The organism is Hyphomonas sp. (genome assembly GCF_046313735.1).
GTDB lineage: Bacteria > Pseudomonadota > Alphaproteobacteria > Caulobacterales > Hyphomonadaceae > Hyphomonas.
The window spans coordinates 107,031-130,741 of the sequence record NZ_JBKBXW010000002.1 but is presented as its reverse complement, the minus strand read 5'-3'; the positions used below and the strand labels follow the sequence as shown (position 1 = coordinate 130,741).

The window sequence follows — 23,711 nt, the reverse complement described above, 5'->3', positions numbered from 1 at the left end:
ATCTGCGGGGCGCCGGTAAACAGGGCGTTTACGGTTTCAGCGCCGGAGGCTGATCCGGTGCCTGATAAGCAGTTCCTGCGTGCGCCGGTCCGGACCGCAGGCAGCCTCATGCGCCTCGATTGCCGTCAGCAGTTCGGCATCCGCCGCATCCCAGAACGGCACGCGCTCGGCAACAGCCGCCTCGGCAGCCGCCACGTCGGCGTCCACGGCTTCGGCATCGGCTTCCCATCCATCGTATTCGCCATAGGCCGACATGTCAGCGTAATACTCATCTGCGACGGCGTGCGCATCTTCCAGCCGGAAGCGCAGGGCTGCCTGTTCCTGATGGTTGGCGCTGACGGCAAGGGCCGCCCGCTCCATATCCGGCCAGAACGCCTCACAGGCGAGCGCAGCGGGGGCGGCGGCGATCAGCAAGGCGGCGACGGGGATTGCCTTCACAGGGGCGTTTCCTTGCAGGCTTCCATCTGGGCGTCCAGGGCTACGCGGTGCGCGGTGGCAGCAGAATGCGCCGTCTCGGCCGCATAGAGTTCCTCTTCCGCCTCGGCGAGCAGCCGCGATTCTTCAACATGGTCGATAGCGCCGGCCTCATAGTCCTCCACGATCCACCGGGGCATTTCCCTCGCAAACTCAACATCGCGGGCAAGCCGGGCTTCCGCCTCGCGGGCATGTAAGTGGGCCTGCACGGGCGCCGGCCCGCAGGCCAGCTCCTCGGCAAAGGCCACAGGCGCTGCGACCGAAAAGAGAAGGCCGGCAAGGGCAAGTCTGCGCATGGGTCACTCCCGCAACTGAATACTACATCACCGTAAGTACCGGCCGCCCCGGCGGGCGTCACCCCCCGGTTCGAGGGGCGTCGTCCTCGACCGGTTCAGTCAGGAAGTGCCGGCCCTCCCGGTCCTCGATCTCGACGATCCAGAGGTCGCGGTCGCGCGCTTTCGCGCGGGCGACATAGGCATCCACAGCCGCTTCCTCCGGCCCGATGCCCTGCACGGCAAGGTTCAGGAAAATCCGCTCGCCCTCAAGGTTCATCGACGGGGCGTACACCGCCGCCGTGCCATTGAGGCGGGCGACCTTGACCAGCACATCGCCGCGCGCCTCATCGCCGTGCTGGATAACGAACGCGCCCGCGCCAGCGAGGTTCGCGCGCCGGATCAGCGCGTCGATCCAAAGCCGCGCGGGAAGGCGCTCCATCAAGGCCCTGCGACTCCTGACCCGGTTACCTCGCGAGTCCTCACCCGCCGAGGGCGCAGGTCATGCCGACATTCATCAGCGCCCCGACAACCTGCATCTGCTTGCCTTCGGGCAGGTTCTCGAGCAACTCGTCAGCGCCGATGCCGCTGGGGCCCGAGGCCTTTGCAAACGCCTTGAATGTTTCCGCATCCAGATCCCGCTCCATGCCGTCCGCCACGCAATTGCAGAATGCTTCGTTTTCACCATCCGCCATGCAGGCTTTTGCGATGGCCGCCTTGTCGCTCTGGCTGCCGCCGCAAGCTGCGACGGCCAGCCCGAGGGCGAGCGCCCCGCCGATGAATATGCGCTTCATAACCTGTCCCTTTTGATTCAGTTATTTAGACAATGACACTGTTCTGGACCGAATGCCAGCGCGAGGGTGGCCAGCACAGGGGTCATGGCAACCAAGCCCTCAGTGACATATGCCGAAAACATCTTCCGCGCTCTCGCCGGCCAGCAGCGCGATAAACAGGCGTGCCAAACCGCCCGGGGCCTATTCGGCGGCCCCGTCCAGCGAGAACAGGTCGGACTCCTGCGCCTTGGGCAGGGTCACCTCCGCCTTCGTGCCGCGCCTGGGCTTGGAGGTTAGCCTGAGGCTCCCGCCATGCAGCTCCGCAAAGCGGCGCACCACCGACAGGCCGAGCCCTGTGCCCGGTTTCGCCCCCGGGGCCTGCGCAAAAGGCTCGGCCAGGCGTTCCAGATCCTCCGGCGCGATCCCGGCGCCGCGATCCGTCACGCTGAGCAGGGCCGCTCCGGCCTCAATCCGGGTCTCCAGCGTGACGGTCCTGCCGCTGCCGGAATACTTGATCGCGTTGGAGACAAGGTTCTGCCAGATCTGGCGTACGGCGCGTGCGTCTGCCTCGGCCCAGACCTCGCCGGATGATTTGAGCTTCAGCGTCACGCCGGCGCGTTTTGCCTGCCCTGACAGCTGCCGGATGACCGACTCCGCCGACGCCGACAGGTCCACCGGCTCGGGATCCAGCCGCACCCGGCCCGCTTCGGCGCGCGCCAGATCCAGAATGTCATCCACGATCAGCAGGAGGTCATTGCCGCTCTCGAGGATGATCGAGGGATAATCGGCATAGGGCTCCGGCATCGGCCCCATCAGTTCGGCCTGCATCACTTCCGAATAGCCGAGGATGGCGTTCAGCGGTGTCTTCAGGTCATGGCCGAGCGAGGCGAAGAAGGCCGTGCGCGCTTTCAGCTCCGCTTCGAACGCGGCCTTGTCCGCCTCGTTGGCCCCTTCCGGAAGGTCCGGCTTTGCGAACAGCAGCATCGACATGCCCTCGGCCCATGTCTCGGCGGCGACGAGCACCGCCTGCCCGTTCCTGAGGCGCGCTTCGCCTGTCAGCCTCGCTCCGGGCTGTCCGGGCTCTGCTTCCAGTGCGCCCGGCTCGAACACCGCGCTGAGGGCCGTGCCGGGCCGCAGGGTCGACATCCCGAAACGGTCTCCAGTGACAGCACGCAAGCGGCCTTCCGGCGTGACATCCAGAAGAACCACCCCGCTCGCGGGCAGGATCGGCAGGGGCGCACCCGCGCTCCGCCGCGCAGCGGGCGGGCCATTTGCAGCCTGCGCGGCAGCCAGCGCCGGGCTCCTTGGCACCAGCAACCAGATCATGAGCGCGATCTGGACAAAGCCCGCAAAGGCAAAGGGAACCGCGAGTGACAATGCCCCGTCCGGCACAGGCGGCAGCGCGCCCATGGCCCCGGCCGTTATGACCGAAAACAGCGCGAAGGCTGCAAACACGCCCGCTTCGGCCGCCATTCGCCGGGCCCCGGCCAGGAGTGCGGCGACGGGCGCAGCTGCCAGCAGAACGGTCAGAGGCGACAGTCCGCCCCCGCTGAGGATCAGGCCGGCCAACGCCACACCGGTCCAGGAAATCACGATCAGGCCGCGCCCGGCGAGGCTTGCGGCCGGCGCCATCAGTCCCGCCAAACCGGGCACCGCCGCCGAAGCAGCAGCAATCGCTGCAGTGCCGGCAGACGCGCCTGCCAGCAGCCCGGACACACCGGCCGCAGCGCTGAGCGCCAGCCAGACGAGATGAACAAAGTGTAACTGTTTCTGCTGTCTGCGGCGGTCCAAGCGTTAATACCCCGGACACGAGTTTTAGGTATTCTTCCGATCTGTCGCTCTGCTGTATTTGTAATAAAACAATGAGGCAAGGTGAGGTTCCCCCAGGGGGAAAACTGGGGCAGTAATATCGCGCAGTGGGAGAGGAAGTTTCACATGCTAGGATTGCGGGCTTGCGCGGCGGTTTTCGCCGTATTGGGGCTGGCGGGCGTTGCGGCCGGCCAATCGATCGATCCGGTGTCGCAGAAAGCGGCCGTCTACATGACTTACCAGTCCGATGTGGACGAGATCGGCGAGAAACCGTTCCAGTCAGTTGATGACATCAACATGGCGCTGACCAAGCTCGGCGGTCATAATCCTGATCAGTTTACCCGGGGTTGGATCTCCTATTCCGCACTGATCGCTTCCCAGGACCCGGAATTCCGCGGCGCTGTGCGCAACGCGGAATCCTATTACGGTCGCGATGCGGTTCTCAGCACATTCTCCAACAGCACCGGCTTTGCCCGCACCCTGGATGGCGGCAACAGCGCCGTCGGCGCGGCCCTGAAGGCCACAGAGCAGGACCTGCCGCGCGTCTACGCTGCCGCAGACCGTATCTGGGAACAGGGCTACACCCTGCAGAGCTTTGGCTGGGGCAAGGCCCTCATCCGCGACCATGCCGCCCGGACAAGTCTCCTCTCGACCAGCCAAAGGCACGGCCACACAGCAAGTGATGCGATCCTCGCTGCCCTTGTCACGCCTTCGGCGGACGTTTCAGAACTGGAGGCCAGCGTTGAAGTGGCTGCAGCCGTGACCGGCAATATTGCCCGCGCGGTGCGCCTGCCGACCTTCCTGGCCGGCAACCGGGTCGCCGCCAAGCCATCGGGCCCGAGCCAGGAGCGCGCCGCGAACCTGATCGCCTCCGTCGCCGCCATGCGGATCATCGAAGCGGGCGAAGACCACCGCAGCTCGATCGAGAACATTTCCCTCGATCCGATCATGCGCATGTGCATTGCGCGCGAGCAGGGCACGCTGACGAACTGCGTTGGTTCGATGCGCACCGAGTCCGACATTCCGCAATGCATCAGCAATCACGCCCTGCGCGGGATCGCGAGCTGCATCGCCACCGCTTCGCGCTGAGGCATACGCGCCGTCAGCCTTGCGCCCGGCAAAGAATACCCCCGTCACCCCCTCGTGACGGGGGTTTTCTTTTGCGCCGCGAAGCGCCAGATGAGGCGCATGAGTATCGAGGCCGCCGCAAAAGACATCCGCGAAGAATTCTCATGGCTTGAGGATTGGGAGGCGCGTTACGCCCACCTGATAGACCTCGGCAAATCGAACCCGCCGCTGGCGCCGCATGAACGCACCGAAGCAAGCCGGGTGCGCGGCTGCGCATCCCAGGTCTGGCTGGTGACCGACACCGCCGGCGGCCAGCTGAACCTGCGCGCCGAATCCGATGCGATGATCGTCTCCGGCCTCATTGCGCTGCTCATCCGGCTCTATTCCGGCGCCGCCCCGGAGGAAGCTGCGCGCTTCGATGCCGAAGGCCTCCTCGACGAGATCGGCGTGAAGGGCGCGCTGACGGCGCAGCGCTCCAATGGGCTTGCGTCCATGCTGGCCCGTATCCGCAGCGATGCGAAGGCCGCCCTCGCAGGCTGACCAGCGCCCACCTCAGCGCGGCACCCGCACATCCAGCGCATAGGCCCGGGCGAGCTGCCGCAGGCAATCGAGCCCGGCGCCCGACACCTCCTTCACCGCGCAGCCGCACAGCTCGGCAAAGCTGCGGCGCGTCGCCCGCTCTGCCAGCAGCGCTTCCGCCCGCCGGAACATGGCCCGGCCAATCGAGCGTTGGACCGCTTCGAGCCGGCCCAGCGCGGCTGAAGCGGCAGGCTGCACGGGCCCGCCTCCGCCCGCCGGGGCCCCGACACCCAGCGGCAGCCCGTCCCACCGCATGGTGACCCGCTGCGGTGTAGCCGCCTGTTCAAGGTCCGCCAGGAAACGCTGCCCGGCAGCCTTCAGGCGCGCGGCCTCTGCAGGGGCGAGCTTCGGGTCGGTCAAGAGCGTCAGGATCAACGCCACCCGTCTTGGGCGCGGCGCGGTCAGGAAGGTCAGGTGCGCAGGCGGTGCAGGCAGCGCCTGTTCCGCCGCCAGCGCCGCCCGGCTGGCCCAGCGTCCGCCGGGATGCTTCAATTCGGTCAGCACGCCCTCGTCCTGCAGGCGCTCGACAATCCGCAGCGGCACAGATCCCGCGGCCCGTGTCCGCCCGTCGCGGCGCCGGTAAGCCAGCCAGCCAGCCTCTGTCTCGGCAAGCATTCCGCCGGCGGCGAGCAGGCGGTCAATCTCCGGCCCGGCCAGGATACGTCCCGCTCCACTCATGCTGGAAGCTCCCGCGCCGCAAGCACAGCGACAGAGCGCAGGCCCACCGCCAGCTGCTCCACCCATATGTCGAAGTCCGGATCCTCCCGGTACTCCTCAACCAGCTGGCAGGCATGTGCCACGGTCGAGCGGTCCCGCTGGAAAGCCCTCGCAACTCGCGCAAGGCTCATATCGCAGCCAGTATAGGCGAGATACATGGCCACGTGCCGGGCCCTCGCCTCGACCGGCCTGCCCCGGCCCGGCCCGGCCACCGCCTCGGCGGACAAGCCGAGCGCAAACGCCACCAGCGCGGCCGCCAGCCCGGCCACATCCTCATCTTTCCTGGGGTCAAACTTCTGCGCGGTCATGCGCCACTCCTCTCGCCAACCAGCAGGAGTATAACCCGCCCGGGAGAGGTGTAGGATTGATTTCCTACAGTTGCAAGCAAGATGCCTTAAGGATCAACAGGTTCAGGCCGCGAAACGGGTCCCGGACTGTTGGATAAGCCCCTCCCGCAAAGCCGGAATGGCGCGTAGTTCGGCTGCAGTCAGCAGTTCGTCATGGCAGAGCACCTGGCTCAGCCGGCCATCTTCCCCGGCCAGCGGCAAGCGCAGCCAGGCATGGATCCGTCCACCGGTCTCGATCAGGCCTCCAACAGGCTCGCCGCGTTCGATGGCTGCCGAAAGGCCGAGCGCGTAGCACTCGCCATGTGCGCCGGCGATCTCGGCTACCGGCCGCCCGCGCACCTCCGTGCCGAACAGGTCCCGCAACCGCGAGCCGGCAATCCGGAAGCGGCCTTCACCGCCCGCATCAATCTCGACCAGAGATATGTTCGCCAGCATACTGCGGAAAACGCCGGGATTGATCGTGTCCCGGGCCACGCAGCCCAGACTGTCACGGCAGGCCTGCCAGTAACCGACCAGCGCCTGCTGCGCCGGGGTCACCCCGGCAAAACCGTTCTTGTGTCGCATGTCTCGCCACCCCCGTGGTGATTCGCAAGACTCACCTATTGCGCGAGTTGAGTCGGGGATCAAGAGTCACAGAAGCATTTTGTTAATACAGGCTACTGAATTATTTCGTTACGCCCGCGCAATGATGCAACTAGACTGATTCTATGCTTGGGAGCGTGCCTTGCCGAGGCGCATTTTCTTGGCGAGTTTTGAGCGCTTCTCGGAATAGCCGGGCGCGACCATCGGATAGTCCGCCGGCAGGCCCCACTTCTCCCGGTATTGTTCCGGCGTCATGTCATACTTCGACCGGAGGTGGCGCTTGAGGGATTTGAACTTCATCCCGTCTTCGAGGCAGATCAGATAGTCGGTCTGAACCGATTTGCGCACCGGCACGGCCGGCTTCTGCGGCGGGGCCGGAGGCTCAGGCGCCTCAGCCGAGAGCCCCGTAAGTGAAGCGTGGACCTGCCGGATCAGCGCCGGCAAGGCATCAGCGCCCACCTGGTTCCGGCTGACATAAGCCGCCACGATTTCTGCTGCATGTTCAACGCAGATATCGCTTTGCGGACCCGCTGCGGACCGATCTTGCATGGCGCTTCCCCTCTTTACTCCGGGTAAGCGTAGGTCCTGCGGCGTTGTCGTCAAATGCAGACTACAGCGAAGGGCCGGCCTGCCGCGTCAGGCGTTCAAGAAGGACAGAAGCAGCACGGCGGCAAGGATCACCGCTGTCCAGATCGTTGCGCCGCCAGACAGGCCGCCGCGGGCAAGGTTGCCCTGCGGGCTGAAGGTGGCCTCCAGCCGGTCATATCCCCGCTGCAGGAGGCCCGCGAACACGCCGTCGAGCGCCGGCCCGGTCTTGCCGAGAACCGTTCCGGCCCAGCTGACAAGACCCTTGCCGGCCCGGCGGTAGAGCCAGTCGGTATCCAGCAGCAGGCCGGGCTTTTCCTGCGGGTAGACGCCGGTGCGGCGCATCAGGATGAAGGCGAACAGGGCGAAGATATAGATCTGCAGATGGGGCAGAACATGCCCGGCGGTGTAGGGCCGGAAGGCGGCAGCCTCGATCGTGTGCGGCAGGAGGCCATAGAGCCAGCTGTACCCGAAGCCCGGCAGCAGCGCCGGCAGGCCGAGCGTGACCGACAGGAGCGCGGCCATGCCCATCGCCAGCAGCATGTTGAACGGCGCTTCCTTGACCCGGTGGCCGCGGTCCTTGCCGAAGAAGGCCGCGAACGGAACCTTCACCCCGGCATGGGCCGCAACGCCCGCCATCGCGAACAGGATCATCAGCCAGGTCGCAATCAGCCCCGGCTGGGCAGCGGCTTCAGAGACCAGCGCGCTCAGCATCATCGATTGCGAGATAAAGCCGGAGAACAGTGGCAGCGCCGCCACCGAGGCCCCGCCGATCAGGCAGAACAGCGCCGTCCACGGCATCGAGCGATAAAGCCCGCCAAGCTCGGTCACCTTGGCTGTGCCTGTCCGGTAAAGCACCGCGCCGATGCCCATGAACAGGAGCAGCATGAAGATCGTATGCACGAAGGCATGAGCGGCCACACCGTTCAGCGCCAGCGCATTGCCCGTGCCCGCCACGCCGAGCCCGATGGCGCACAGCATGATCCCCGCCTGGTTGTTCAGCGAGAAAGCGAGCACGCGGCGCAGGTCATTCTCGATCAGCGCCAGGAAGACCGGGACGACCGCCATGAGCGCGCCAATCCAGATCAGGATGTCGAAGCCCGGATAGAGCCGCGCAAAGGCATAGACCGCGATCTTGGTCGTGAACGCCGCCATCAGCACCGTGCCGGTCACCGAGGCTTTCGGCAGCGCGTCCTGCAGCCAGTTGTTGAGGAAGGGGAACGCCGCCTGGATCGCAAACGCCAGGAACACATAGGGCGCGCCCTTGTCGCTGAAGCTCGTGAACGCCTTCAGCGTCAGGTCGCCGGAATAGCGCCCCACATAGGAGAGGCCGTAGAGCAGGATGATCATCGCCACCAGCTGGATGACGAGATAGCGCATCCCCGCCATGTAGGCGCCGCGCGTGCCCGCCTGCATCACCAGGAAGACCGAACCGAACGCCGCCAGCTGGCTGAAGAAGAACAGCGCCGCAAGATCCCCCGCCAGCACGGCCGAGACCGCTGCGCCGGAGTAAGCGAGCACCAGCCCCTCGCGGCGCGCATTGTCGGTATGCAGCGAGTATACCGCCACCAGGAGCGCGGCGATCAGGAAGCCGAGCCCGAACACGAAGTTCAGCGGATCGACCCGGTAGGCACTGACGCTGTAATTGAAGATCTGCACCATCATCAGATCGCTCTGATGCGGGGCCATGCTGAGGAGCGCGATACCCGCCAGCGGCGCCGCCATCAGGATCAGCTGACGGATCTGCCGCGATGGCAGCACCATCACCAGAAGGCCGGTCACCAGAAGCAGCCAGCCGGGATTGAGCGCAACAAGCCAGCCGGGCATCAGGCGCCTCCCTCATCCGGGCCGGGCTTGCCGGCGCCTTTGTCTTCCGCGATGGCGGGATCAATGTCGGCCGGCGGGCCGCTCGCCTCGCCATAGTAATTGTCATCCCGGCGCAGCAGCCGCCCCAGCGGCCAGGCGGCGAGGCAGATCGCGGTGAATGCACCGAAGCCCCAGAGCGCATAGAAGCCAGCCGCGCCGGCAAGCGCGATCCGCTCCGGCCGGACGATCACGAGATCGAGCAGCACCAGCAGGACGGCAATCGCCGCAACCGCCCAGAAGACCAGCGCGCCGGCGGCCTTGGACTCCGTCCAGCCAAAGAAGATGCGACCCATCGGATGCTCGCCGCCCGGGCCAGTCCGGCTGAGGGCATTCACCCGCTCCGCCGCGCGCCGGATGAAGCGGCCGGAGGAGTCGCGCTCTGGCGTTTTCGTCTCCTCGCTCATGGCAGGCCCCCTTGTGCAAGATGGCTGGCGCCTGCGGCTTCAACGGCCGGTGTCAGGAAATCGATCACCGGCTGGGCCAGCAGGAACAGGAGGATGCAGAGGAGCGCCGTCAGCATCGGCGCAGCCACGGTAAAGGCCGGTGCCCCGCCGGGCCGCTTGAACGGCTTCAGCTTGCCACCCTTGGGCGGCATCATGGCCAGGATCGGGATGGGCAGCAGGTAAATCACGTTCAGCACCGCCGAGGTCAGCAGCACATACTGGATCCAGTAATAGCCCTGATAGTTCGCGCCCTTGACGATCTCATACTTCGCCCAGTCGCCCGCAAACGGCGGAATGCCGATGATCGACAGCGACGCCAGGAAGAAGGCGATAAAGATGAACGGCATCTTCCGCCCCAGCCCGCGCAGGTCGGAAACGTTGGTGATGCCGGTCGCCACATAGATGGCGCCCGCGCACATGAAGAGCGTGATCTTGCCCACAGCGTGCGCGGCAATCTGCATCGAGCCGCCGAGGAAGCCTGCCTCATGCGCCAGCATCGCGGCCAGCGTCACATAGGCGAGCTGCGCCACTGTCGAATAGGCAAGGCGTGCCTTCAGATTGTCCTTGGTCAGCGCAATCAGCGAGGCGACGACGATGGTGAAACAGGCAAGGTCCATCAGGAACTCGCGCGTCGGCACTTCGTTCAGGAGGTCCGTGCCGAAGATATACATCGACACCTTGAGCAGGGTGAACACACCCGCCTTCACGACTGCCACGGCGTGCAGCAGCGCCGAAACCGGCGTCGGCGCGACCATCGCATTGGGCAGCCAGAAATGGAACGGCATGATCGCCGCCTTGCCGATGCCGAACACGAACAAGAGGAGCAGCGCGCCGAGCACCGCCGGCGAGGCATCCGTGCCTGCCAGCAGCCCGCCCTCGATAAAGTCCAGCCGCTGGCCCGCGACCACCCAGGTCCAGATGATCGCCGTCAAGAAGAAGCCAATCGAGGTGCCGAGCAGCGTCAGCAGGTAGATCCGCGCGCCGCGCTGGGCATTGGCATCGCCCTTGTGCGCGACCAGCGGATAGGTCGACAGCGTCAGCACTTCATAGAAGATGAACAGCGTGAACAGGTTGCCCGCCATCGCCACGCCCATCGCGCCGCACAGCGCAATCGCGAAGCAGACATAGAACCGCGTCTGGTTGCGCTCGCGGTTCCCGCGCATGTAGCCGATGGAATAGAACGAGTTGACGATCCACAGCCCGCTCGCCACGCAGGCAAACAGCGCGCCCAGCGGCTCCAGCCGGAAGGTGAAGTCGAGCCCCGGCGCCGCCTCTCCGAGGCTCAGCTCCGGGCGCTCCCCGGCGGCGACCATTAGCGTCAGCTGGATCACGGTCCAGAACAGCGCGCCCGCGCCGACGATCGTCACGCCTTCGCGCACATTCGGGAACTTGCCGGCCAGCGCAATGCCTGCCGCAATGACGAGCGGCAGTCCCAGCGCCATCAGGATCAGCGTTTCAGCGCTCATCGGAACGCCTCCACGCCAAGGGCCGCGACAGCGCCCTCCCGCGCCAGGCTGACCGGGAAGTCAGCTGCCACGCCGAAATAGATGTTCGCCAGCGCCAGGATCCAGAGCGGCACGAGCAGCAGCACCGGCGCCTCCTTCGGCAGCTTGCGCGGGTCGGCCGGCGGCATGAAGAACACCGCCTGCAGGATGCGGCCGATATAGAAGACGGCGAGGAAGCTCGAGAACACCATCAGCAGCACCGCCCACCACCAGCCAGACTCAAACAGGGCCGAGCCGAGCTGGACCTTGGAGATGAACCCCGCCGTCAGCGGCACGCCGATCAGCGACAGGCCCGCAATCGCAAAGGCCGTCATCGTCCAGGGCGCGCTGCGGCCCGCCCCGGCAAAGTCGCGGATGTGCGAGCGGCTGTAGGTGAGGCAGATGCCGGCCACCGCCATGAACAGCGCGCCTTTCATCAGGGCGTGATTGAACATGTGCAAGAGGCCCGCCGCGACGCCGGAGGCGGTCGCCAGCGACACGCCGAGGATCATGTAGCCGACCTGCGCCACCGAAGAGTAGGCGAGGATCCGGCGCACATCCGTCTGGAAACAGGCCTGGAAGGAACAGATGAGCATCGCGGCAATGCCGAGCGGCGCGAAGATCCAGACGAAGCTCGCCTGCTCGAAGGCATAGTCGGGCTGGAACACGGTGAACAGGAACCGGATGAGCGCATAGAGCGCCACCTTCGTCGCCGTCGCCGACAGGAACATCGTCACGAAGCTGGGGCTGTAGGAATAGGCGCCCGGAAGCCACTGGTGCAGCGGCCACATCGCTGCCTTCAGGCCAAGCCCGACCACGATGAAGCCAAAGCCCACCTGCACAGCCCGGTTGCCCGTCAGTGCCGGCAGCTGCGTGGCCATATCGGCCATGTTCAGCGTGCCGGTCGCAGCATAGAGGAAGCCGACCCCGATCACGAAGAAGCTCGCCCCGAGCGTGCCCATGATCAGGTAATTGAACGCCGCCGGCAGGGCCCGCCGGTCCCGCTTCGCGCCCATTGCGACCAGCGCATAGGTCGCCAGAGAGCTGATCTCGAGGAAGACGAACAGGTTGAACGCATCCGCCGTCGCCGTCACGCCGAGCAGGCCGGAGAAGCAGAGCAGGAAGGTTCCGAAGAACATGCCGAGCTTTTCCGAACGCAGCTCCGCCGAAATCGTCGACCAGCCGAAGATCGACGCGAGCAGCCCGGTGCCGGTCACGATGAGGAGGACGATCGAATTCAGCGCATCGAGCCGGAACTCGATGCCGATGGGCGGCGGCCAGTTGCCCAGCGGATAGCTGATGACACCGACCGGAGAGCTCTGGATCGTCGCGAGCACGACGAGGGCACAGAGGAAGGACAGGGCTGTCGTCAGGATCGTCAGGACCCAGGGCAGCCGCCCGCCCGGCAACATGCACAGCAAAGGCGCCGCCACCAGCGGGAACACCACCACCAGAACAGCCGCATGGGCTCTCAGCCAGTCCGGGGCTGATGTCAGAACAGTTTCGAGGATCATGCCGGGGCTCCCTTGAGCTCCCGGGCGATTTCCGCCTCTTCCGCATCGGCGGCTTCAATGTCCATGTCGCGCAGCTCATCGGCCTCGATCGAGCCATAGGCCTCGCGGATGCGCACGATCAGGGCGAGCCCGACCGACAGGGTCGCCACGCCCACGACGATGGCCGTCAGCATCAGCACGTGCGGCAGCGGGTTGGAATAGACATGCACCAGCTCGGCAAAGCGCTCACCGCTGGCGGCCGTCAGCTCCTCTGTGCCCTCCATCACCGGGGCGTAGCCATAGGGCGAGTCCTCCGGCAGCAGGATCGGCGCGGTCCCGCCATCCACCTTGGCCAGCGCCACATAGAACAGGCACACCGTCGTCTGGAAGATCGACAGGCCGACGAGGCGCTTGATCAGGTTCTCGGCAGAGAACGAGATGTAAAGGCCGATCATCATTAGCCCGATGATCGCCCAATAGCTGGCGCGGTCGAGGATGAACTCCAGCATGCTCTTACCAGTCCTCGTCCCGGATTTCGGCCACACGGCCCGCCAGCGCATAGAAAATGGTCACCATCGCGCCCGCGACGCCGAACAGCACGCCGAGCTCGATCAGAATGATGCCGGCATGTTGCCCGTCATGGCCGCCCGGCGGCTCCCCGAACAGCGCCTGGTATTCGAGGAACTTGCCGCCGCTGAGCAGCGCCCAGACCCCGACCCCGGCATAGAGCAGCACGCCGACCGCTGCGAGCGAACGCGCAAACACCGGCGGCACCGCCTTCATCGTGTTCGCCAGCCCGAAGATCAGCGCATGAAGGATCAGCGCGACCGCAAAGATCACACCTGCCTGGAAGGCGCCGCCTGGGCCTACCTCGCCATGGAACTGGACGTAGAAGCCATAGATCAGGATCAGCGGAATGAAGCATTTCGCAATCACCCGCAGGATGACGTGATGATCGGTCTTCATGCCCCGCCTCCATCTGTCTTGTCCGTCGCCGGATTGCCGGACGCGGGCGGATCAGCCCGGCGGGCCGGCGTCTTGCCCGCGCCTCCATTCCGGCCAGAATTCCGGGCAGGCCCGTTGCCGTTCCGCAGCGTCTCTGCCAGCGAGCGCTCGCCGAAGCCGAGCAGCATCGCGACCGCGACGCCCGCCACGAACACCACGACCACTTCGCCGAACGTATCGAAGGCACGGTAGGTGGCGAGCACCGTGGTGACGACATTGTGCACCCCGGTATCGAACCAGTTGATCTGCAGATAGGTGTAGCCCGGGCCGGTATTGGCCGGCGACTGGCCGTCACCGATGGCCGGCAGGTCGACCGTTGCATAGATCAGCAGGGCCGCCGTCACGCCGCAGACAAGGAACGGGCCGATATTCTTGAACGGCTTTTCCGGTTTCGCGGTCCGCGCCGTCAGCAGCATCGCGCCCAGCAGCACGGCGGTGGACATGCCCGCGCCGACAGCCGCTTCGGTATAGCCCACATCGACGGCATCCACCGCAATGTACCAGGCGGCGGATACCAGCGAGTAGACCCCGCTCAGCATCACGATGGCGAACAGGCTGCGCAGCCTTGCGATCGAGAACGCCACCACGAACAGGATCGACAGAAGCGAAATATTGATGAGGGCCGGGCCCGCATCGATGGCCATCAACTCTCTCATGACCGGGCCTCCCCGGACGCTTCATCCTGGCCCGCCGGGCCAATCCGCGGCTGGAGGCCCGCGACATGCGCGGCATTGGCCACCGCATGGGTACTGGTCGGCCCCGTCAGGAAGAGGAAGATGAAGATGCAGAACAGTTTCACCAGCACGATCCAGTTCGGCGCCATCAGCGCCATGCCGATCAGCACCATCGCGGCGCCGGATGTGTCCGTGATGCTGGCAGCGTGCAGCCGGGTGTAGAAATCCGGGAAGCGCAGGACGCCGATGGTGCCGATGAGGCAGAGGATGCCGCCGATCAGGCAGGCCGCCGCGCCGAGCGGGAAACGGGCCGTGTCCCAGCCCGCGCCGAGGAGTGCGAAGAACTCAGCCATTGGAGTCGCCTCCCTGCGGCGTGTCCACACGGCGCGACAGCGGCACCTGGAAGGAGCGGTAGCGGAAGAATTTGAGGATCGCGATCGTCGTGACGAAGTTGATCAGCGAGTAGATCATGGCGATGTCGAGAAAATCCGGGCGCCCCATGACATAGCCGAGCAGGCCGATGACCAGCACCGTCTTCGTGCCGAATGAGTTCACCGCCATCACGCGGTCATAGATCGTCGGCCCGGCAAGCACCCGCACGAGCAGGAGCGCCATCCCGAACAGGAGGGCAATCAGCGCAGCTCCGGTCATGCGCGCACCTCCTTGGGGTCGCAGGCCTCGGCGCAGCGCCGGTCCATCTCAAGGAAGGCTTCCGGCTGGGTGTTGGCTTCATAAAGGCCGTGCACCAGCAGCTTGTCGCCGTCGATATCCACCACCACCGTTCCCGGCGTCATCGTGATCGAATTGGCGAACGTGACGCGGCCAAGGTCGGTCCGGCACTTGGTGCGGATCTTTGTCAGCGTCGGGACAACATCGAGGTCAGCACGCAGGCACGCCTTCACGACCACCCAGTTGGATTTGACCACTTCGACCGCAAGCCAGGGATAATAGCGCATCAGCGCGGGCAGCCGCACATAGGGCGCGCCTTCCCGGTCGACGGTGCCGAGCCGGCGGGCGAGCACCATCGTCAGGACCACGGACACCGCGCCGAAGAACAGCATCAACGGCTTGTAATGGCCGGAATTACCCAGCCAGAACGCCACGATGGCAGCCAAAAGTGCAAAGAAATACGCCACCGCGCTCCTCAGCTCAGACCAGTCCCGATTTCGTGAACGACCCACCTATAGTCCCAAGGCCGGATTGGGAAGACCACCCCGGCCGAAAAAGGCATCAGCGTCCGAAGACGAGGCGGGCCGTGCGCTGGGCGGCGGAGAATTCGGACTCTTCATTGGCCACTTCGCCCATTTGCTGGGCATGGCGAAGGGCCGCCGGCGAATAGGCCGAGGAGAGCGACCAGTTCCAGTAGCGCAGGGTCGTCTGCGCCCGCGCGACCGAGAGCACTTCATAGATTTCCGCCACTGCCGCGAAATGCGGGTGCGGCTGGCCGTTTTCGCCCTCTAATGGCCTGCGGAGCGACGCCCACAATATAGAGAGATACTGCCGCTTCAGGCCTGTGCCCTTGCAGAGGACCGCAAGCCCTTCGCCGCCGGCATCGGACAGGATCTTTGCGGCGGTGACCGGCTTGATGCCGGACAGGTAACCGATCTCCTGCGCGATCTGGGCATTCATGCCCTCGGCGGCCGCAGCCTCCACCGCATCCTCAAGACTGGCATAGGGACTGCGCGCAATCGCCGCACGGTTGCGCTGGCGCCGCTCGATCAGCTGCAGCCCCTTCCGCGTCACTGGGTCGCTCCAGTTTTCGGCAGCCGCCATCTCGAACACATCCGAGCACATGGAGATCAGCTCGGCCCGGTCGGCGGCATGGCGTGTCAGTATCTTGCGCCGCGTCGGGGCGTCCGACCACCAGAACATCGCCATGGCGTGCGTGGGTTTCAGCTCGCGCCGCTCGACCAGCAGCGGGCACAATGACAGCTCCTCGCGCGAGCGGGCGACCAGCCGGTCCATCGCCGTCTCGGCAAAGACTGCTGTGCGATTGTTCAACGCCTCGCGCACCACATTCGGCTCGCCATGGATCGACAGCGCCGCCGTCGTCCCGACGCTGAGGTTCCTGCGGCGGGCAATCGCCAGCCGGTGTTCCGGTGTCGTCAGCTGGACGATCTCGGCGAGGTCGCAATCGTCGAACGCCTCGCTCTCTTCAAGAAGGGGCTTCGCAATGGAGAAATCGGACTGGGCGAGGTAGCGCAGCAGGCGCCGCGGCGCGTCCCGGCTCGCGGCGAGGCGCTGAGCACACATGATCCGCTCGCGCGGGCCGGCATGGAACAGGAGGTCAAGCAGGATATCGCCGGCCATCTGCCGGTCCTGCGGCGGCAGGCGCGAGGCCGGCAGCGACACGACATCAAGGATCCGCCGCAGCAACGCATCGCGCGCTACGCCTCCGGATGCCTGTCCGCCTGCGTCTGGCCCTTCAATCATGCCTTCGCCTCGATCTGGCGCCGCTTTCGGCCAGCGAAGGATACCTGCGGAAACGTTAACGAGATATGGACCCGGTGGCCTGACTGCAGCAATTACAGGGCGTTCAACGCGCCCGGCGACCGCCCGGGTGCAGCACGAGCAACAGAACGCTCAAGGCAAACAGCACAATCGTCATCAGGAATTGCATACCGCTGTCGGTCACGCCGCCCGGCAGCATCAGCTCGGTTCCCAGCCAGGGCGACAGGTGCAGGCCAATTCCGGCGCCGGACATGACCGCCAGGATCCCCGCCCCAAGCCTGCGGGAGGCCGGAACAATCAGCAGGAGCGCCGCCAGAAGCTCCATCACGGCTGCAATAAACCGGCCCGCCGGCTCGAACAGGCTCAGCCCGGTGCGTGCGGCCAGCGTGGAGAACACGGCATTCTCCCCGGGTATGTCATAGAGCTTGACCACGCCCAGCGGCGGGTCCGGCAGCGGATGCAGTGTCATCTGCAGGCACAGGAAAATCAGGATGAGGGCCAGTACCCAGCTGATGAGGTGCCGGATCGTGCGCATGGAGGGTCTCACTCACAGGCTGGCTTCCGGTTTGACCCTACCGGTGCGCCCCACGCTTTGCAACCGCGCCGCACCGTGGCTGCGTCAGTCCGCACGTCCGGCGAGGGGCTTCCATTGCCGCGCCCCGGCCCATACTGTGCGCCAGCCTTGCGACAGGGACAGATGACCGACGAAACACCCCCATCCGGAGAGGAGCTGACCCCGCCGGCGCTGCCGGAAGGCGACATGTCCGCCGATGTGACCTCGCCGGTCAGCGGCCTCAGCGAGGCCATGACCGCCGGGGCCTCGCTGCTGGCGACAGCGTCCAGCTGGCGGGCCCGCCGACTGCGCAGGGGCGTGAAGATCGAGCTGCCGGCCTATCTCGGTGTCCAGTGCAGCTGGTTCATGGCATTCGGGCTCCAGCTTGTTCTCTTTCCCTACCTGATTACCAGCCGGGGCCACCTCAACATGGACGGGCTCGCGCTCGGCCTTGCCAACATGGCCCTGTCGCTGCCTTCGGTGGTGTTCCTGCTGATCGGCGGGGTCGTGGCCGAGCGCGCCGATGGCCGCCGGCTCCTGATCCTCCTGCACCTCCTGGCGGCTGTGCCTGCGCTGTTCCTCGCCCTCGCCGTCTCGCGCGGCGAGCTCAGCTATGCCGGCATGATCATCTATGGCCTCACTATCGGCACGGTCGGCGCCTTCATGATGCCGGCCCGCGACTCCATCGTGAACGAAGTGGTCGAGCGGCGGATGCGCGTCGGCTCCGGCGTCACCCTCCAGCTCGGCGTGACGCTGGCCACCATGGCGCAGTTCCTGGCCCAGATCGCCGGGCTGACCCTCGCGGGCTATGCCGATCAGGCGACCCGGATGCCCGGCTGGATGGGCGGCTTCCTCGTCGGCCCGATCTCGGCCCACACGCTGCTCATCATCCAGGGCGTCACGCTCGCCTTCGGGGCCGGATTCGCCCTGCTGCTCGCCCGCGGCAAGCAGGTCCGCACCGGCCGGAAAGGCTTCGGCGCCGCCTTTGGCGACATCCTCGACGGCATGAAAGCGGTACGCGCCGATGGCAAGCTCTGGGCGATGACGCTTCTGATGTTCGGCGTCGGGGTCTTCGTCATCGGCGCCTTCCTCGTGGTGCTGCCGATCATCAACCGCGATGTCTACCATCTCGGTTCCTCCGGCATCCGCGACATGTTCGTGACCTTCTGGATGGGCGCCTTCTGCTCCTCGGTCGTCCTCGCCATCTTCCGCCGGATCAAGCGGCAGGGCCGGCTGCTTCTGACGGCCCAGTTCCTCGGCTCGTCCAGCATCTTCGTCCTGTTCTGGACCGTGCCGCACTGGTCGTTCCTTCTGATCGTCTTCATCTGGGGCATCGCCGCGGGCATCTCGATCGCGATGAGCCGCGCCATCGTCCAGGACGCGGCCCCCAAGGGACAGCTCGCCCGGGTCCTGTCGATCTACCAGCTCGGCTTCATGGCCGGCGCCCCGATCGGTGCGGCCCTGATGGGCGCGCTCGTGGACCTGTTCGGCCCACAGAAAATCGCCATTGTCCCGGCGGGCGGAATGCTCGCCCTGCTCGTCTGGATGGCACTGCGCACCCCGGTCTGGAACATGAAGGGCTCTGCCTGGGTCGCCCACAACGAACCGGGCAGCCGCACAGGATGACAAGGCCCTGAAACTCGCCTAGCGGTGAGGCCATGACCTTCATGCCCCGCGCCCATGTGCAGACCCGGAACATCGTCGCGAACTGGCAGGCGCTGGACGCGCTGCATCCTGGCGCCTCGACAGCAGCGGTCGTGAAAGCCGATGCCTATGGCCTCGGCGCAGTGCGCGTCGCCCGGGCGCTGCGCGCTGCAGGCTGCGACACCTTCTTCGTTGCCTATCCGGAAGAAGGCGCCGCCCTGCGCAAGGCAGTCGGCCGCGCCGCCCGGATCTTCGTCCTCAACGGCCCGCAGCGCGGGCAGCTTCCGCTCTACCGCGATGCTGGCCTCACCGCCGTCCTGTCGTCCGAAGCGCAGGTGAAACTCTGGTCCGGCGCGCCCAAAGGCACCTGCGCCCTGCATTTCGACACCGGCATGAACCGCCTCGGACTGCCCGCAGCCCTGGCCGAGACCGAATCCGTGGCCCTCAACCGGATGCAGCCCGTGCTGATCATGAGCCACCTCGCCTGCGCCGATGAGCCTGCGCACAAGATGAACGCCGCCCAGCGCGCGGCCTTCAACGCCATTACTGACGCATTCCCGGATACCCCCGGCAGCCTGGCCAATTCGGCCGGCTGCTATCTCGGCAAGGGCTATGCCTATGACCTCACCCGCCCGGGCATCGCGCTCTATGGCGGCTCCCACCCGCCCGCGAGCCTGCCTCTGAAACCGGCCGTGATCCTCGATGCGCCCATCATCAGCATCTTTACCGGGCGCAAGGGCCGCACGGTCGGCTATGGCGCCACCCACACGCTGGAAGAAGACCGCCTGCTCGCCACCTGCGCTATCGGCTATGCCGACGGCCTGCCCCGATCCGGCGCCGGCCAGCTCAGGGCCTGGATCGACGGCCAGCCCTGCCCGGTTGTCGGGCGTATTTCCATGGACCTGGTCACGATCGACCTGACCGGGGCCGGGCGCAATGCCAAGCCGGGCACACGGGTTGAATTCCTGGGCGAGAATGCCAAGTTGGAAGAACAGGCGGCGCTCTGTGGCACGCTCGGCTATGAACTGCTGACAGGTCTTGGCCCCAGAGTGGAACGTGTCTACCTGACCTGATCGCCATGACGAACCCCTTGCAGCTCATCGGCCGCGCGACGCTCGGCGTGTTTACGGAAGTCGGCAGGCTCGCGGTCTTCGCCGGGCATGTGGGGGCAGCGGCCTTCACGCCGCGCTGGTACAGCGCCGAAATCCTGCGCCAGATGGTGCGCATCGGCTTCTACTCCCTGCCCGTGGTCGGCCTTTCCGCGGTCTTCATCGGCGCGGCCCTCGCCCTCAACATCTATGAAGGCGGCAGCCGCTACGGCGCCGAACAGTTCGTCCCCTCCATCGTCGTGCTCGGCATCTCGCGCGAGCTTGGCGCCGTCATCACCGGGCTGATGCTCGCAGGCCGCGTCTCGGCCGGGATTGCCGCCGAGATCGGCGCCATGCGGGTCACCGAACAGATCGACGCGCTGGAGACGCTCTCCGCCTCCCGCTACCGCTACCTCTATGCGCCGCGCTTCCTCGCCGCGCTCGTCACCCTGCCCGCGCTCGTCGCCATCGCCAACATCATCGGCGTGATGGGCGGCTGGCTGGTCAGCGTCTACGGCCTCGGCTTCGACTCCACCGTCTACCTGCGCAACACGCTCGACTTCGTGACCTCCAACGACATCGCCGTCGGCCTGATCAAGGCGGTGATCTTCGGCGGCCTCATTGCCGTCATGGGCTGCTATCAGGGCGACCGCAGCCAGGCCGGCGCCACGGGCGTCGGCCGCGCGGCGACCCTCTCCATGGTCGGCGCCGCCGTGCTGATCCTCGCCTTCAACTATGTCCTGTCCACCCTGTTCGTGGAGATCGGCCTGTGACAGACACCGCCGCCCGTCCGCTCCTCAAACTCGAAGGCGTCGAGAAGGCGTTCGGGCAGAAACAAGTGCTGCGCGGCGTCGATATCGATGTGGCGCGCGGGCAGAGCCTCGTCGTGATCGGCGGCTCGGGCTCGGGCAAATCCGTCATGCTGAAAAACGCCCTCGGCCTGATGACACCGGACAAGGGCCGCATCCTGTTCGATAGCGAAGACGTCACCAACGCCACCGGCAAGGCGCGCGAGGCCATGCGCGCGCGCATCGGGATGCTGTTCCAGGCCGGCGCCCTGTTCGACAGCCTCACCGTGTGGGAAAACGTCGCCTTCCGCCTGATCCATTCCGAACGCATGAGCCGCAGGGACGCAAAGGACCGCGCCATCGACACGCTGCGGAAAGTCCGTCTGGGGTCGGACGTTGCCGGGCTTTACCCCGCCGAGATTTCCGGCGGGATGCAGAAGCGCGTATCGCTGGCCCGCTCGATCATCTCCGAGCCGGATCTCATCTTCTTCGACGAGCCGACCACCGGCCTTGATCCGATCACGGCCGATGCAATCAACGACCTTATCCTCGAACAGGTCCGAGGCCTCGGCGCCGCCGCCGTCACCATCACCCACGACATGGCCTCAGCCCGCAAGATCGCAGACGAAATCGCCATGCTCTTCGAAGGCCGCATCATCTGGCGCGGCCCGGCAGCAGACGTCATGACCAGCGGCAACGAATACGTAGACCAGTTCGTAAGCGGACGAGCCGACGGGCCAATCCAGCCGGCGATATGAGGAACTCAAGGTTATATTATCAGCGGCTCGGACCGGCGCAGCCGATACCGAACCTGAGTATTGCAGAACCGTTCCGAGCAGTTGTTGTTGCCGATGCGTCGGTCCCGGCCGATTGGCGGTATGAGGTAAGCTGCTGGCTGGTTGATGGCGGGTGCCTTTATGCAATGGCTTGGGGCAAGGATTGCAGCAAGTGGGAAGACGATATCGATTGGGCATCGGTGCTCTATGAAGAACGCAACCAGGGGGCCGGCGACAACTTTCTGATGACAACGGCACATGCGGACCAGCCGCTCAGCGAAGTGTTCTGGTACAGTGAGTTTAGCGCATTTGATCCGGAGCATGATCTCGCAACCGTTCCTATACTGCACATATCGGATCATGACCGCAAAGATTACCTGATCCGTATGTATCACTCCCAGCTTGAAGAGGGCCCACCATCCAAGACAGAATGATGGTGGCGAGCAGATATCCGTTTTGACTCCACCCCTTATCCTCCCCTGCGAAGCGGGGGAGGAGAAGAGCGGCGCACGCCGCCTCCGCTATCTGCTCGCTGCCGCCCGCCCCGCTGCTCTCCCCATCGCGAGGCACGCCGTCAGCAAATAGCCGCCCGTCGGCGCGTCCCACGCCACCATCTCGCCCGCGCAATACACGCCCGGCAGCGCGGTCAGCATCAGTTGCTCATCCAGCGCGCGCCATGCAACGCCGCCCGCCGTGGAGATCGCCGCGTCCAGCGGCGCCATGCCCGTCAGCCTCAGCGGCAGCGCCTTGATGAGCCCGGCCAGCGCTCCGGCCTCCTTTGGCGGCGCCCCGCGCGTCACCTCATTCACCAGCGCAATCTTCGCCGCGTCCAGCCGCCCGGCCTTGCGCAGGCGATTCGACGCCGACTCCTTCACCCCCGCAGCCGCGAGCCGCGCGGCAAGCACAGCTTCCTCCGTATCAGGAGCAAGATCGAGGCTCATCACAGCCTCGCCTTTCGCCGCAATCTCCGCCCGCAGCGCCGCCGACAGCGGATACACCGCCCCGCTCTCGATCCCGGCCTTCGTGATCACGAAATCGCCTCGCGCAGATGCTCCGCCAGCGGATAATACCACGCCCTTGACCGGCGCGCCTTCCTGCCCCGCCAGCATACGGTCTGACCAGTCCACCAGAAACCCGCAATTCGAGGGCTGGAACGCCTCGACCTCCACGCCCCGCGCCGCCAGAATGTCCGCCCACGCCCCATCCGAGCCAAGCCGTTTCCAGCTTGCCCCGCCCAGCGCGAGGATCACGGCATCCGCCGCCACCACCACCTCGCCCTCCGGCGTATCAAACACAAGGCGCCTGCCTGCGTCCCATCCTGTCCAGCGATGGCGCGTGTGCAGTTCCGCCCCGCCCGCCCCCAGCCGCGCGAGCCAGGCCCGCAGCAGCGGCGAAGCCTTCATCCCCACCGGAAACACCCGGCCGGAGGAGCCCACATGCGCCTCAATGCCCAGCCCCGCCATCCAGCGCACGATGTCGCCCGGCCCGAACGCCGCCACCATCTCCGCCAGCCGCGCGTCCGGTGACATATACCGCTCACGGAACAATGCCTCATCTTCGGAATGGGTGATATTGAGCCCGCTCTTGCCCGCCATCAGGAATTTCCGGGCCGGGCTCGGCATCGCGTCATAGATCGCCACGCGCGCGCCGGCCTCCAGCGCCGCTTCCGCCGCCATCAGGCCCGCCGGCCCCGCCCCGATGATCGCAATGTGTTTCACCCCGCCCCTTTAGCGAGCCGGCCGCGCGCCCGCCAGCCCGCCAGCCCGTCAGCCCGGCGCAGGCAGGGCGCACACCCCCAGGACATGCGGCAGGGTATAGTCCTCGCCAAAAGCAACGCCCTCGGCGAAGTCCCAGGCCTTGTTGATCTGCCCGCGGATATAGGCGTCGGTCTCCTCGGGGATCGGGGCCATGCCGGTGCCCATCTTCAGGAGGGCCTGCCGCTCCCAATGCGCCATCGCCGCTTCCGCCGAAGCCTCGCTGAGGGCGGGGTCGAACTTTGCGAGCATCGCCTCACTGAATTCGTCCTCCACGAAATCGGCCCACACCATCCAGAAGGTCGCGCAAGTCCAGTGCTCATTGACGGTCTCTGCCGTCTGGCCCGAGGCTTTGCCCTGCGCGTAGGCCGCATTGATACTCGCCGCGTCGTCATATCGCGCCGCCGCAGGTGCAGCCGCTGTGATGGCAAGGGCCGCAGCAGCGGCGATGAGTTTCAGACGCATGGATGTCCCCTTTTCCATCAG

General features: G+C 66.0%; 30 protein-coding genes. 7 read left to right on the top strand and 23 right to left on the bottom strand.

The window, feature by feature from the left end:
* Window positions 1-36: 36 nt before the first annotated feature.
* From ACK4SV_RS01800 to ACK4SV_RS01780, 5 genes are all read right to left on the bottom strand, one after another.
* The gene (locus ACK4SV_RS01800; protein WP_409916074.1) at window positions 37-438 is read right to left on the bottom strand and encodes a hypothetical protein; all 402 of its coding nucleotides are present in this window, start codon (window positions 436-438) and stop codon (window positions 37-39) included.
* Window positions 435-770 carry a hypothetical protein gene (locus tag ACK4SV_RS01795; protein ID WP_409916073.1) on the bottom strand — a complete coding sequence of 112 codons (336 nt, stop codon included), beginning with the start codon at window positions 768-770 and terminating at the stop codon, window positions 435-437. The genes ACK4SV_RS01800 and ACK4SV_RS01795 overlap by 4 nt, the downstream gene beginning before the upstream one ends.
* Window positions 771-828: 58 nt before the next feature.
* Window positions 829-1,188: a DUF1491 family protein gene (locus ACK4SV_RS01790; protein WP_409916072.1), complete on the bottom strand. Its 360-nt coding sequence runs from the start codon at window positions 1,186-1,188 to the stop codon at window positions 829-831.
* Between the two features lie 40 nt (window positions 1,189-1,228).
* Complete coding sequence (locus ACK4SV_RS01785; RefSeq protein WP_409916071.1) at window positions 1,229-1,540, bottom strand: hypothetical protein; 312 nt, start codon at window positions 1,538-1,540, stop codon at window positions 1,229-1,231.
* A 180-nt stretch (window positions 1,541-1,720) separates the two neighbouring features.
* Window positions 1,721-3,310 (bottom strand): sensor histidine kinase, encoded by a 1,590-nt coding sequence (locus tag ACK4SV_RS01780; protein WP_409916070.1) that lies wholly within the window; start codon window positions 3,308-3,310, stop codon window positions 1,721-1,723.
* Between the two features lie 144 nt (window positions 3,311-3,454).
* Here ACK4SV_RS01780 and ACK4SV_RS01775 point away from each other — a divergent pair, with 144 nt between their 5' ends.
* Both ACK4SV_RS01775 and ACK4SV_RS01770 read left to right on the top strand, forming a co-directional pair.
* Complete coding sequence (locus ACK4SV_RS01775; protein WP_409916069.1) at window positions 3,455-4,417, top strand: hypothetical protein; 963 nt, start codon at window positions 3,455-3,457, stop codon at window positions 4,415-4,417.
* A 99-nt stretch (window positions 4,418-4,516) separates the two neighbouring features.
* Window positions 4,517-4,936 (top strand): SufE family protein, encoded by a 420-nt coding sequence (locus tag ACK4SV_RS01770; RefSeq protein ID WP_409916068.1) that lies wholly within the window; start codon window positions 4,517-4,519, stop codon window positions 4,934-4,936.
* A 12-nt stretch (window positions 4,937-4,948) separates the two neighbouring features.
* On the opposite strand, the gene ACK4SV_RS01765 is transcribed toward ACK4SV_RS01770, so the two are convergent.
* The 16 genes from ACK4SV_RS01765 to ACK4SV_RS01690 form a co-directional block, all read right to left on the bottom strand.
* Complete coding sequence (locus tag ACK4SV_RS01765; protein ID WP_409916067.1) at window positions 4,949-5,653, bottom strand: hypothetical protein; 705 nt, start codon at window positions 5,651-5,653, stop codon at window positions 4,949-4,951.
* Window positions 5,650-6,000, bottom strand: a complete 351-nt coding sequence (locus ACK4SV_RS01760) for a helix-turn-helix domain-containing protein (RefSeq protein ID WP_409916066.1) — start codon at window positions 5,998-6,000, stop codon at window positions 5,650-5,652. Before ACK4SV_RS01760 ends, ACK4SV_RS01765 begins: the two co-directional genes overlap by 4 nt.
* A 102-nt stretch (window positions 6,001-6,102) precedes the next feature.
* Window positions 6,103-6,603 (bottom strand): PAS domain-containing protein, encoded by a 501-nt coding sequence (locus tag ACK4SV_RS01755; protein WP_409916065.1) that lies wholly within the window; start codon window positions 6,601-6,603, stop codon window positions 6,103-6,105.
* Between the two features lie 141 nt (window positions 6,604-6,744).
* A complete protein-coding gene (locus ACK4SV_RS01750) occupies window positions 6,745-7,170 on the bottom strand; it encodes a MucR family transcriptional regulator (RefSeq protein ID WP_409916064.1) in 426 nt (141 codons plus the stop codon).
* An 87-nt stretch (window positions 7,171-7,257) separates the two neighbouring features.
* The gene (locus ACK4SV_RS01745; RefSeq protein ID WP_409916063.1) at window positions 7,258-9,033 is read right to left on the bottom strand and encodes a proton-conducting transporter membrane subunit; all 1,776 of its coding nucleotides are present in this window, start codon (window positions 9,031-9,033) and stop codon (window positions 7,258-7,260) included.
* Window positions 9,033-9,476 (bottom strand): hypothetical protein, encoded by a 444-nt coding sequence (locus ACK4SV_RS01740; protein ID WP_409916062.1) that lies wholly within the window; start codon window positions 9,474-9,476, stop codon window positions 9,033-9,035. Before ACK4SV_RS01740 ends, ACK4SV_RS01745 begins: the two co-directional genes overlap by 1 nt.
* Window positions 9,473-10,981: a proton-conducting transporter membrane subunit gene (locus ACK4SV_RS01735; RefSeq protein ID WP_409916061.1), complete on the bottom strand. Its 1,509-nt coding sequence runs from the start codon at window positions 10,979-10,981 to the stop codon at window positions 9,473-9,475. Before ACK4SV_RS01735 ends, ACK4SV_RS01740 begins: the two co-directional genes overlap by 4 nt.
* The gene (locus tag ACK4SV_RS01730) at window positions 10,978-12,513 is read right to left on the bottom strand and encodes a monovalent cation/H+ antiporter subunit D family protein (protein ID WP_409916060.1); all 1,536 of its coding nucleotides are present in this window, start codon (window positions 12,511-12,513) and stop codon (window positions 10,978-10,980) included. Before ACK4SV_RS01730 ends, ACK4SV_RS01735 begins: the two co-directional genes overlap by 4 nt.
* Complete coding sequence (locus ACK4SV_RS01725) at window positions 12,510-13,001, bottom strand: cation:proton antiporter subunit C (protein ID WP_409916059.1); 492 nt, start codon at window positions 12,999-13,001, stop codon at window positions 12,510-12,512. The genes ACK4SV_RS01730 and ACK4SV_RS01725 overlap by 4 nt, the downstream gene beginning before the upstream one ends.
* Window positions 13,002-13,005: 4 nt before the next feature.
* Window positions 13,006-13,458: a Na(+)/H(+) antiporter subunit B gene (locus ACK4SV_RS01720; RefSeq protein WP_409916058.1), complete on the bottom strand. Its 453-nt coding sequence runs from the start codon at window positions 13,456-13,458 to the stop codon at window positions 13,006-13,008.
* Window positions 13,455-14,153 (bottom strand): DUF4040 domain-containing protein, encoded by a 699-nt coding sequence (locus ACK4SV_RS01715; protein ID WP_409916057.1) that lies wholly within the window; start codon window positions 14,151-14,153, stop codon window positions 13,455-13,457. Before ACK4SV_RS01715 ends, ACK4SV_RS01720 begins: the two co-directional genes overlap by 4 nt.
* Window positions 14,150-14,524, bottom strand: coding sequence for a monovalent cation/H(+) antiporter subunit G (gene mnhG / locus ACK4SV_RS01710; RefSeq protein ID WP_409916056.1), 375 nt, complete (start codon window positions 14,522-14,524; stop codon window positions 14,150-14,152). Before mnhG ends, ACK4SV_RS01715 begins: the two co-directional genes overlap by 4 nt.
* Window positions 14,517-14,822: a monovalent cation/H+ antiporter complex subunit F gene (locus ACK4SV_RS01705; RefSeq protein WP_409916055.1), complete on the bottom strand. Its 306-nt coding sequence runs from the start codon at window positions 14,820-14,822 to the stop codon at window positions 14,517-14,519. Before ACK4SV_RS01705 ends, mnhG begins: the two co-directional genes overlap by 8 nt.
* A complete protein-coding gene (locus tag ACK4SV_RS01700; protein ID WP_409916054.1) occupies window positions 14,819-15,307 on the bottom strand; it encodes a Na+/H+ antiporter subunit E in 489 nt (162 codons plus the stop codon). Before ACK4SV_RS01700 ends, ACK4SV_RS01705 begins: the two co-directional genes overlap by 4 nt.
* 94 nt (window positions 15,308-15,401) lie before the next feature.
* The gene (locus tag ACK4SV_RS01695; RefSeq protein ID WP_409916053.1) at window positions 15,402-16,604 is read right to left on the bottom strand and encodes a DUF2336 domain-containing protein; all 1,203 of its coding nucleotides are present in this window, start codon (window positions 16,602-16,604) and stop codon (window positions 15,402-15,404) included.
* Window positions 16,605-16,707: 103 nt separating this feature from the next.
* On the bottom strand, window positions 16,708-17,157 hold the full coding sequence (locus ACK4SV_RS01690; RefSeq protein WP_409916052.1) for a hypothetical protein: 450 nt from the start codon (window positions 17,155-17,157) through the stop codon (window positions 16,708-16,710).
* A gap of 162 nt (window positions 17,158-17,319) precedes the next feature.
* On the opposite strand from ACK4SV_RS01690, the gene ACK4SV_RS01685 reads away from it, so the two are divergent.
* The 5 genes from ACK4SV_RS01685 (at window position 17,320) to ACK4SV_RS01665 (ending at window position 21,905) form a co-directional block, all read left to right on the top strand.
* On the top strand, window positions 17,320-18,801 hold the full coding sequence (locus ACK4SV_RS01685) for an MFS transporter (RefSeq protein ID WP_409916051.1): 1,482 nt from the start codon (window positions 17,320-17,322) through the stop codon (window positions 18,799-18,801).
* A gap of 32 nt (window positions 18,802-18,833) precedes the next feature.
* On the top strand, window positions 18,834-19,892 hold the full coding sequence (gene alr / locus ACK4SV_RS01680) for an alanine racemase (protein ID WP_409916050.1): 1,059 nt from the start codon (window positions 18,834-18,836) through the stop codon (window positions 19,890-19,892).
* A gap of 5 nt (window positions 19,893-19,897) precedes the next feature.
* The gene (locus ACK4SV_RS01675) at window positions 19,898-20,680 is read left to right on the top strand and encodes an MlaE family ABC transporter permease (RefSeq protein WP_409916049.1); all 783 of its coding nucleotides are present in this window, start codon (window positions 19,898-19,900) and stop codon (window positions 20,678-20,680) included.
* Window positions 20,677-21,453, top strand: coding sequence for an ABC transporter ATP-binding protein (locus ACK4SV_RS01670; protein ID WP_409916048.1), 777 nt, complete (start codon window positions 20,677-20,679; stop codon window positions 21,451-21,453). The genes ACK4SV_RS01675 and ACK4SV_RS01670 overlap by 4 nt, the downstream gene beginning before the upstream one ends.
* A gap of 164 nt (window positions 21,454-21,617) precedes the next feature.
* Complete coding sequence (locus tag ACK4SV_RS01665; protein ID WP_409916047.1) at window positions 21,618-21,905, top strand: hypothetical protein; 288 nt, start codon at window positions 21,618-21,620, stop codon at window positions 21,903-21,905.
* 87 nt (window positions 21,906-21,992) lie between these two features.
* Here the strand turns inward: ACK4SV_RS01665 and ACK4SV_RS01660 are convergent, their stop codons facing one another.
* Together ACK4SV_RS01660 and ACK4SV_RS01655 are read right to left on the bottom strand one after the other, a co-directional pair.
* Window positions 21,993-23,189 carry a TIGR03862 family flavoprotein gene (locus ACK4SV_RS01660; RefSeq protein WP_409916046.1) on the bottom strand — a complete coding sequence of 399 codons (1,197 nt, stop codon included), beginning with the start codon at window positions 23,187-23,189 and terminating at the stop codon, window positions 21,993-21,995.
* Window positions 23,190-23,237: 48 nt separating this feature from the next.
* Window positions 23,238-23,690 carry a hypothetical protein gene (locus ACK4SV_RS01655; protein WP_409916045.1) on the bottom strand — a complete coding sequence of 151 codons (453 nt, stop codon included), beginning with the start codon at window positions 23,688-23,690 and terminating at the stop codon, window positions 23,238-23,240.
* Window positions 23,691-23,711: the final 21 nt, after the last annotated feature.

Bases quoted from the DNA above. Each gene is read 5' to 3' on its own strand.
- ACK4SV_RS01730 (WP_409916060.1), bottom strand. From the start codon at position 12,513: ATGATCCTCGAAACTGTTCTGACATCAGCCCCGGACTGGCTGAGAGCC.
- ACK4SV_RS01745 (WP_409916063.1), bottom strand. From the start codon at position 9,033: ATGCCCGGCTGGCTTGTTGCGCTCAATCCCGGCTGGCTGCTTCTGGTG.
- ACK4SV_RS01655 (WP_409916045.1), bottom strand. From the start codon at position 23,690: ATGCGTCTGAAACTCATCGCCGCTGCTGCGGCCCTTGCCATCACAGCG.
- ACK4SV_RS01690 (WP_409916052.1), bottom strand. From the start codon at position 17,157: ATGCGCACGATCCGGCACCTCATCAGCTGGGTACTGGCCCTCATCCTG.
- ACK4SV_RS01740 (WP_409916062.1), bottom strand. From the start codon at position 9,476: ATGAGCGAGGAGACGAAAACGCCAGAGCGCGACTCCTCCGGCCGCTTC.
- ACK4SV_RS01685 (WP_409916051.1), top strand. From the start codon at position 17,320: ATGACCGACGAAACACCCCCATCCGGAGAGGAGCTGACCCCGCCGGCG.
- ACK4SV_RS01675 (WP_409916049.1), top strand. From the start codon at position 19,898: ATGACGAACCCCTTGCAGCTCATCGGCCGCGCGACGCTCGGCGTGTTT.
- ACK4SV_RS01795 (WP_409916073.1), bottom strand. From the start codon at position 770: ATGCGCAGACTTGCCCTTGCCGGCCTTCTCTTTTCGGTCGCAGCGCCT.
- ACK4SV_RS01775 (WP_409916069.1), top strand. From the start codon at position 3,455: ATGCTAGGATTGCGGGCTTGCGCGGCGGTTTTCGCCGTATTGGGGCTG.
- ACK4SV_RS01705 (WP_409916055.1), bottom strand. From the start codon at position 14,822: ATGACCGGAGCTGCGCTGATTGCCCTCCTGTTCGGGATGGCGCTCCTG.
- mnhG (WP_409916056.1), bottom strand. From the start codon at position 14,524: ATGGCTGAGTTCTTCGCACTCCTCGGCGCGGGCTGGGACACGGCCCGT.
- ACK4SV_RS01695 (WP_409916053.1), bottom strand. From the start codon at position 16,604: ATGATTGAAGGGCCAGACGCAGGCGGACAGGCATCCGGAGGCGTAGCG.
- ACK4SV_RS01765 (WP_409916067.1), bottom strand. From the start codon at position 5,653: ATGAGTGGAGCGGGACGTATCCTGGCCGGGCCGGAGATTGACCGCCTG.
- ACK4SV_RS01755 (WP_409916065.1), bottom strand. From the start codon at position 6,603: ATGCGACACAAGAACGGTTTTGCCGGGGTGACCCCGGCGCAGCAGGCG.
- ACK4SV_RS01720 (WP_409916058.1), bottom strand. From the start codon at position 13,458: ATGAAGACCGATCATCACGTCATCCTGCGGGTGATTGCGAAATGCTTC.
- alr (WP_409916050.1), top strand. From the start codon at position 18,834: ATGACCTTCATGCCCCGCGCCCATGTGCAGACCCGGAACATCGTCGCG.
- ACK4SV_RS01715 (WP_409916057.1), bottom strand. From the start codon at position 14,153: ATGAGAGAGTTGATGGCCATCGATGCGGGCCCGGCCCTCATCAATATT.
- ACK4SV_RS01790 (WP_409916072.1), bottom strand. From the start codon at position 1,188: ATGGAGCGCCTTCCCGCGCGGCTTTGGATCGACGCGCTGATCCGGCGC.
- ACK4SV_RS01735 (WP_409916061.1), bottom strand. From the start codon at position 10,981: ATGAGCGCTGAAACGCTGATCCTGATGGCGCTGGGACTGCCGCTCGTC.
- ACK4SV_RS01725 (WP_409916059.1), bottom strand. From the start codon at position 13,001: ATGCTGGAGTTCATCCTCGACCGCGCCAGCTATTGGGCGATCATCGGG.
- ACK4SV_RS01785 (WP_409916071.1), bottom strand. From the start codon at position 1,540: ATGAAGCGCATATTCATCGGCGGGGCGCTCGCCCTCGGGCTGGCCGTC.
- ACK4SV_RS01750 (WP_409916064.1), bottom strand. From the start codon at position 7,170: ATGCAAGATCGGTCCGCAGCGGGTCCGCAAAGCGATATCTGCGTTGAA.
- ACK4SV_RS01770 (WP_409916068.1), top strand. From the start codon at position 4,517: ATGAGTATCGAGGCCGCCGCAAAAGACATCCGCGAAGAATTCTCATGG.
- ACK4SV_RS01665 (WP_409916047.1), top strand. From the start codon at position 21,618: ATGGCTTGGGGCAAGGATTGCAGCAAGTGGGAAGACGATATCGATTGG.
- ACK4SV_RS01760 (WP_409916066.1), bottom strand. From the start codon at position 6,000: ATGACCGCGCAGAAGTTTGACCCCAGGAAAGATGAGGATGTGGCCGGG.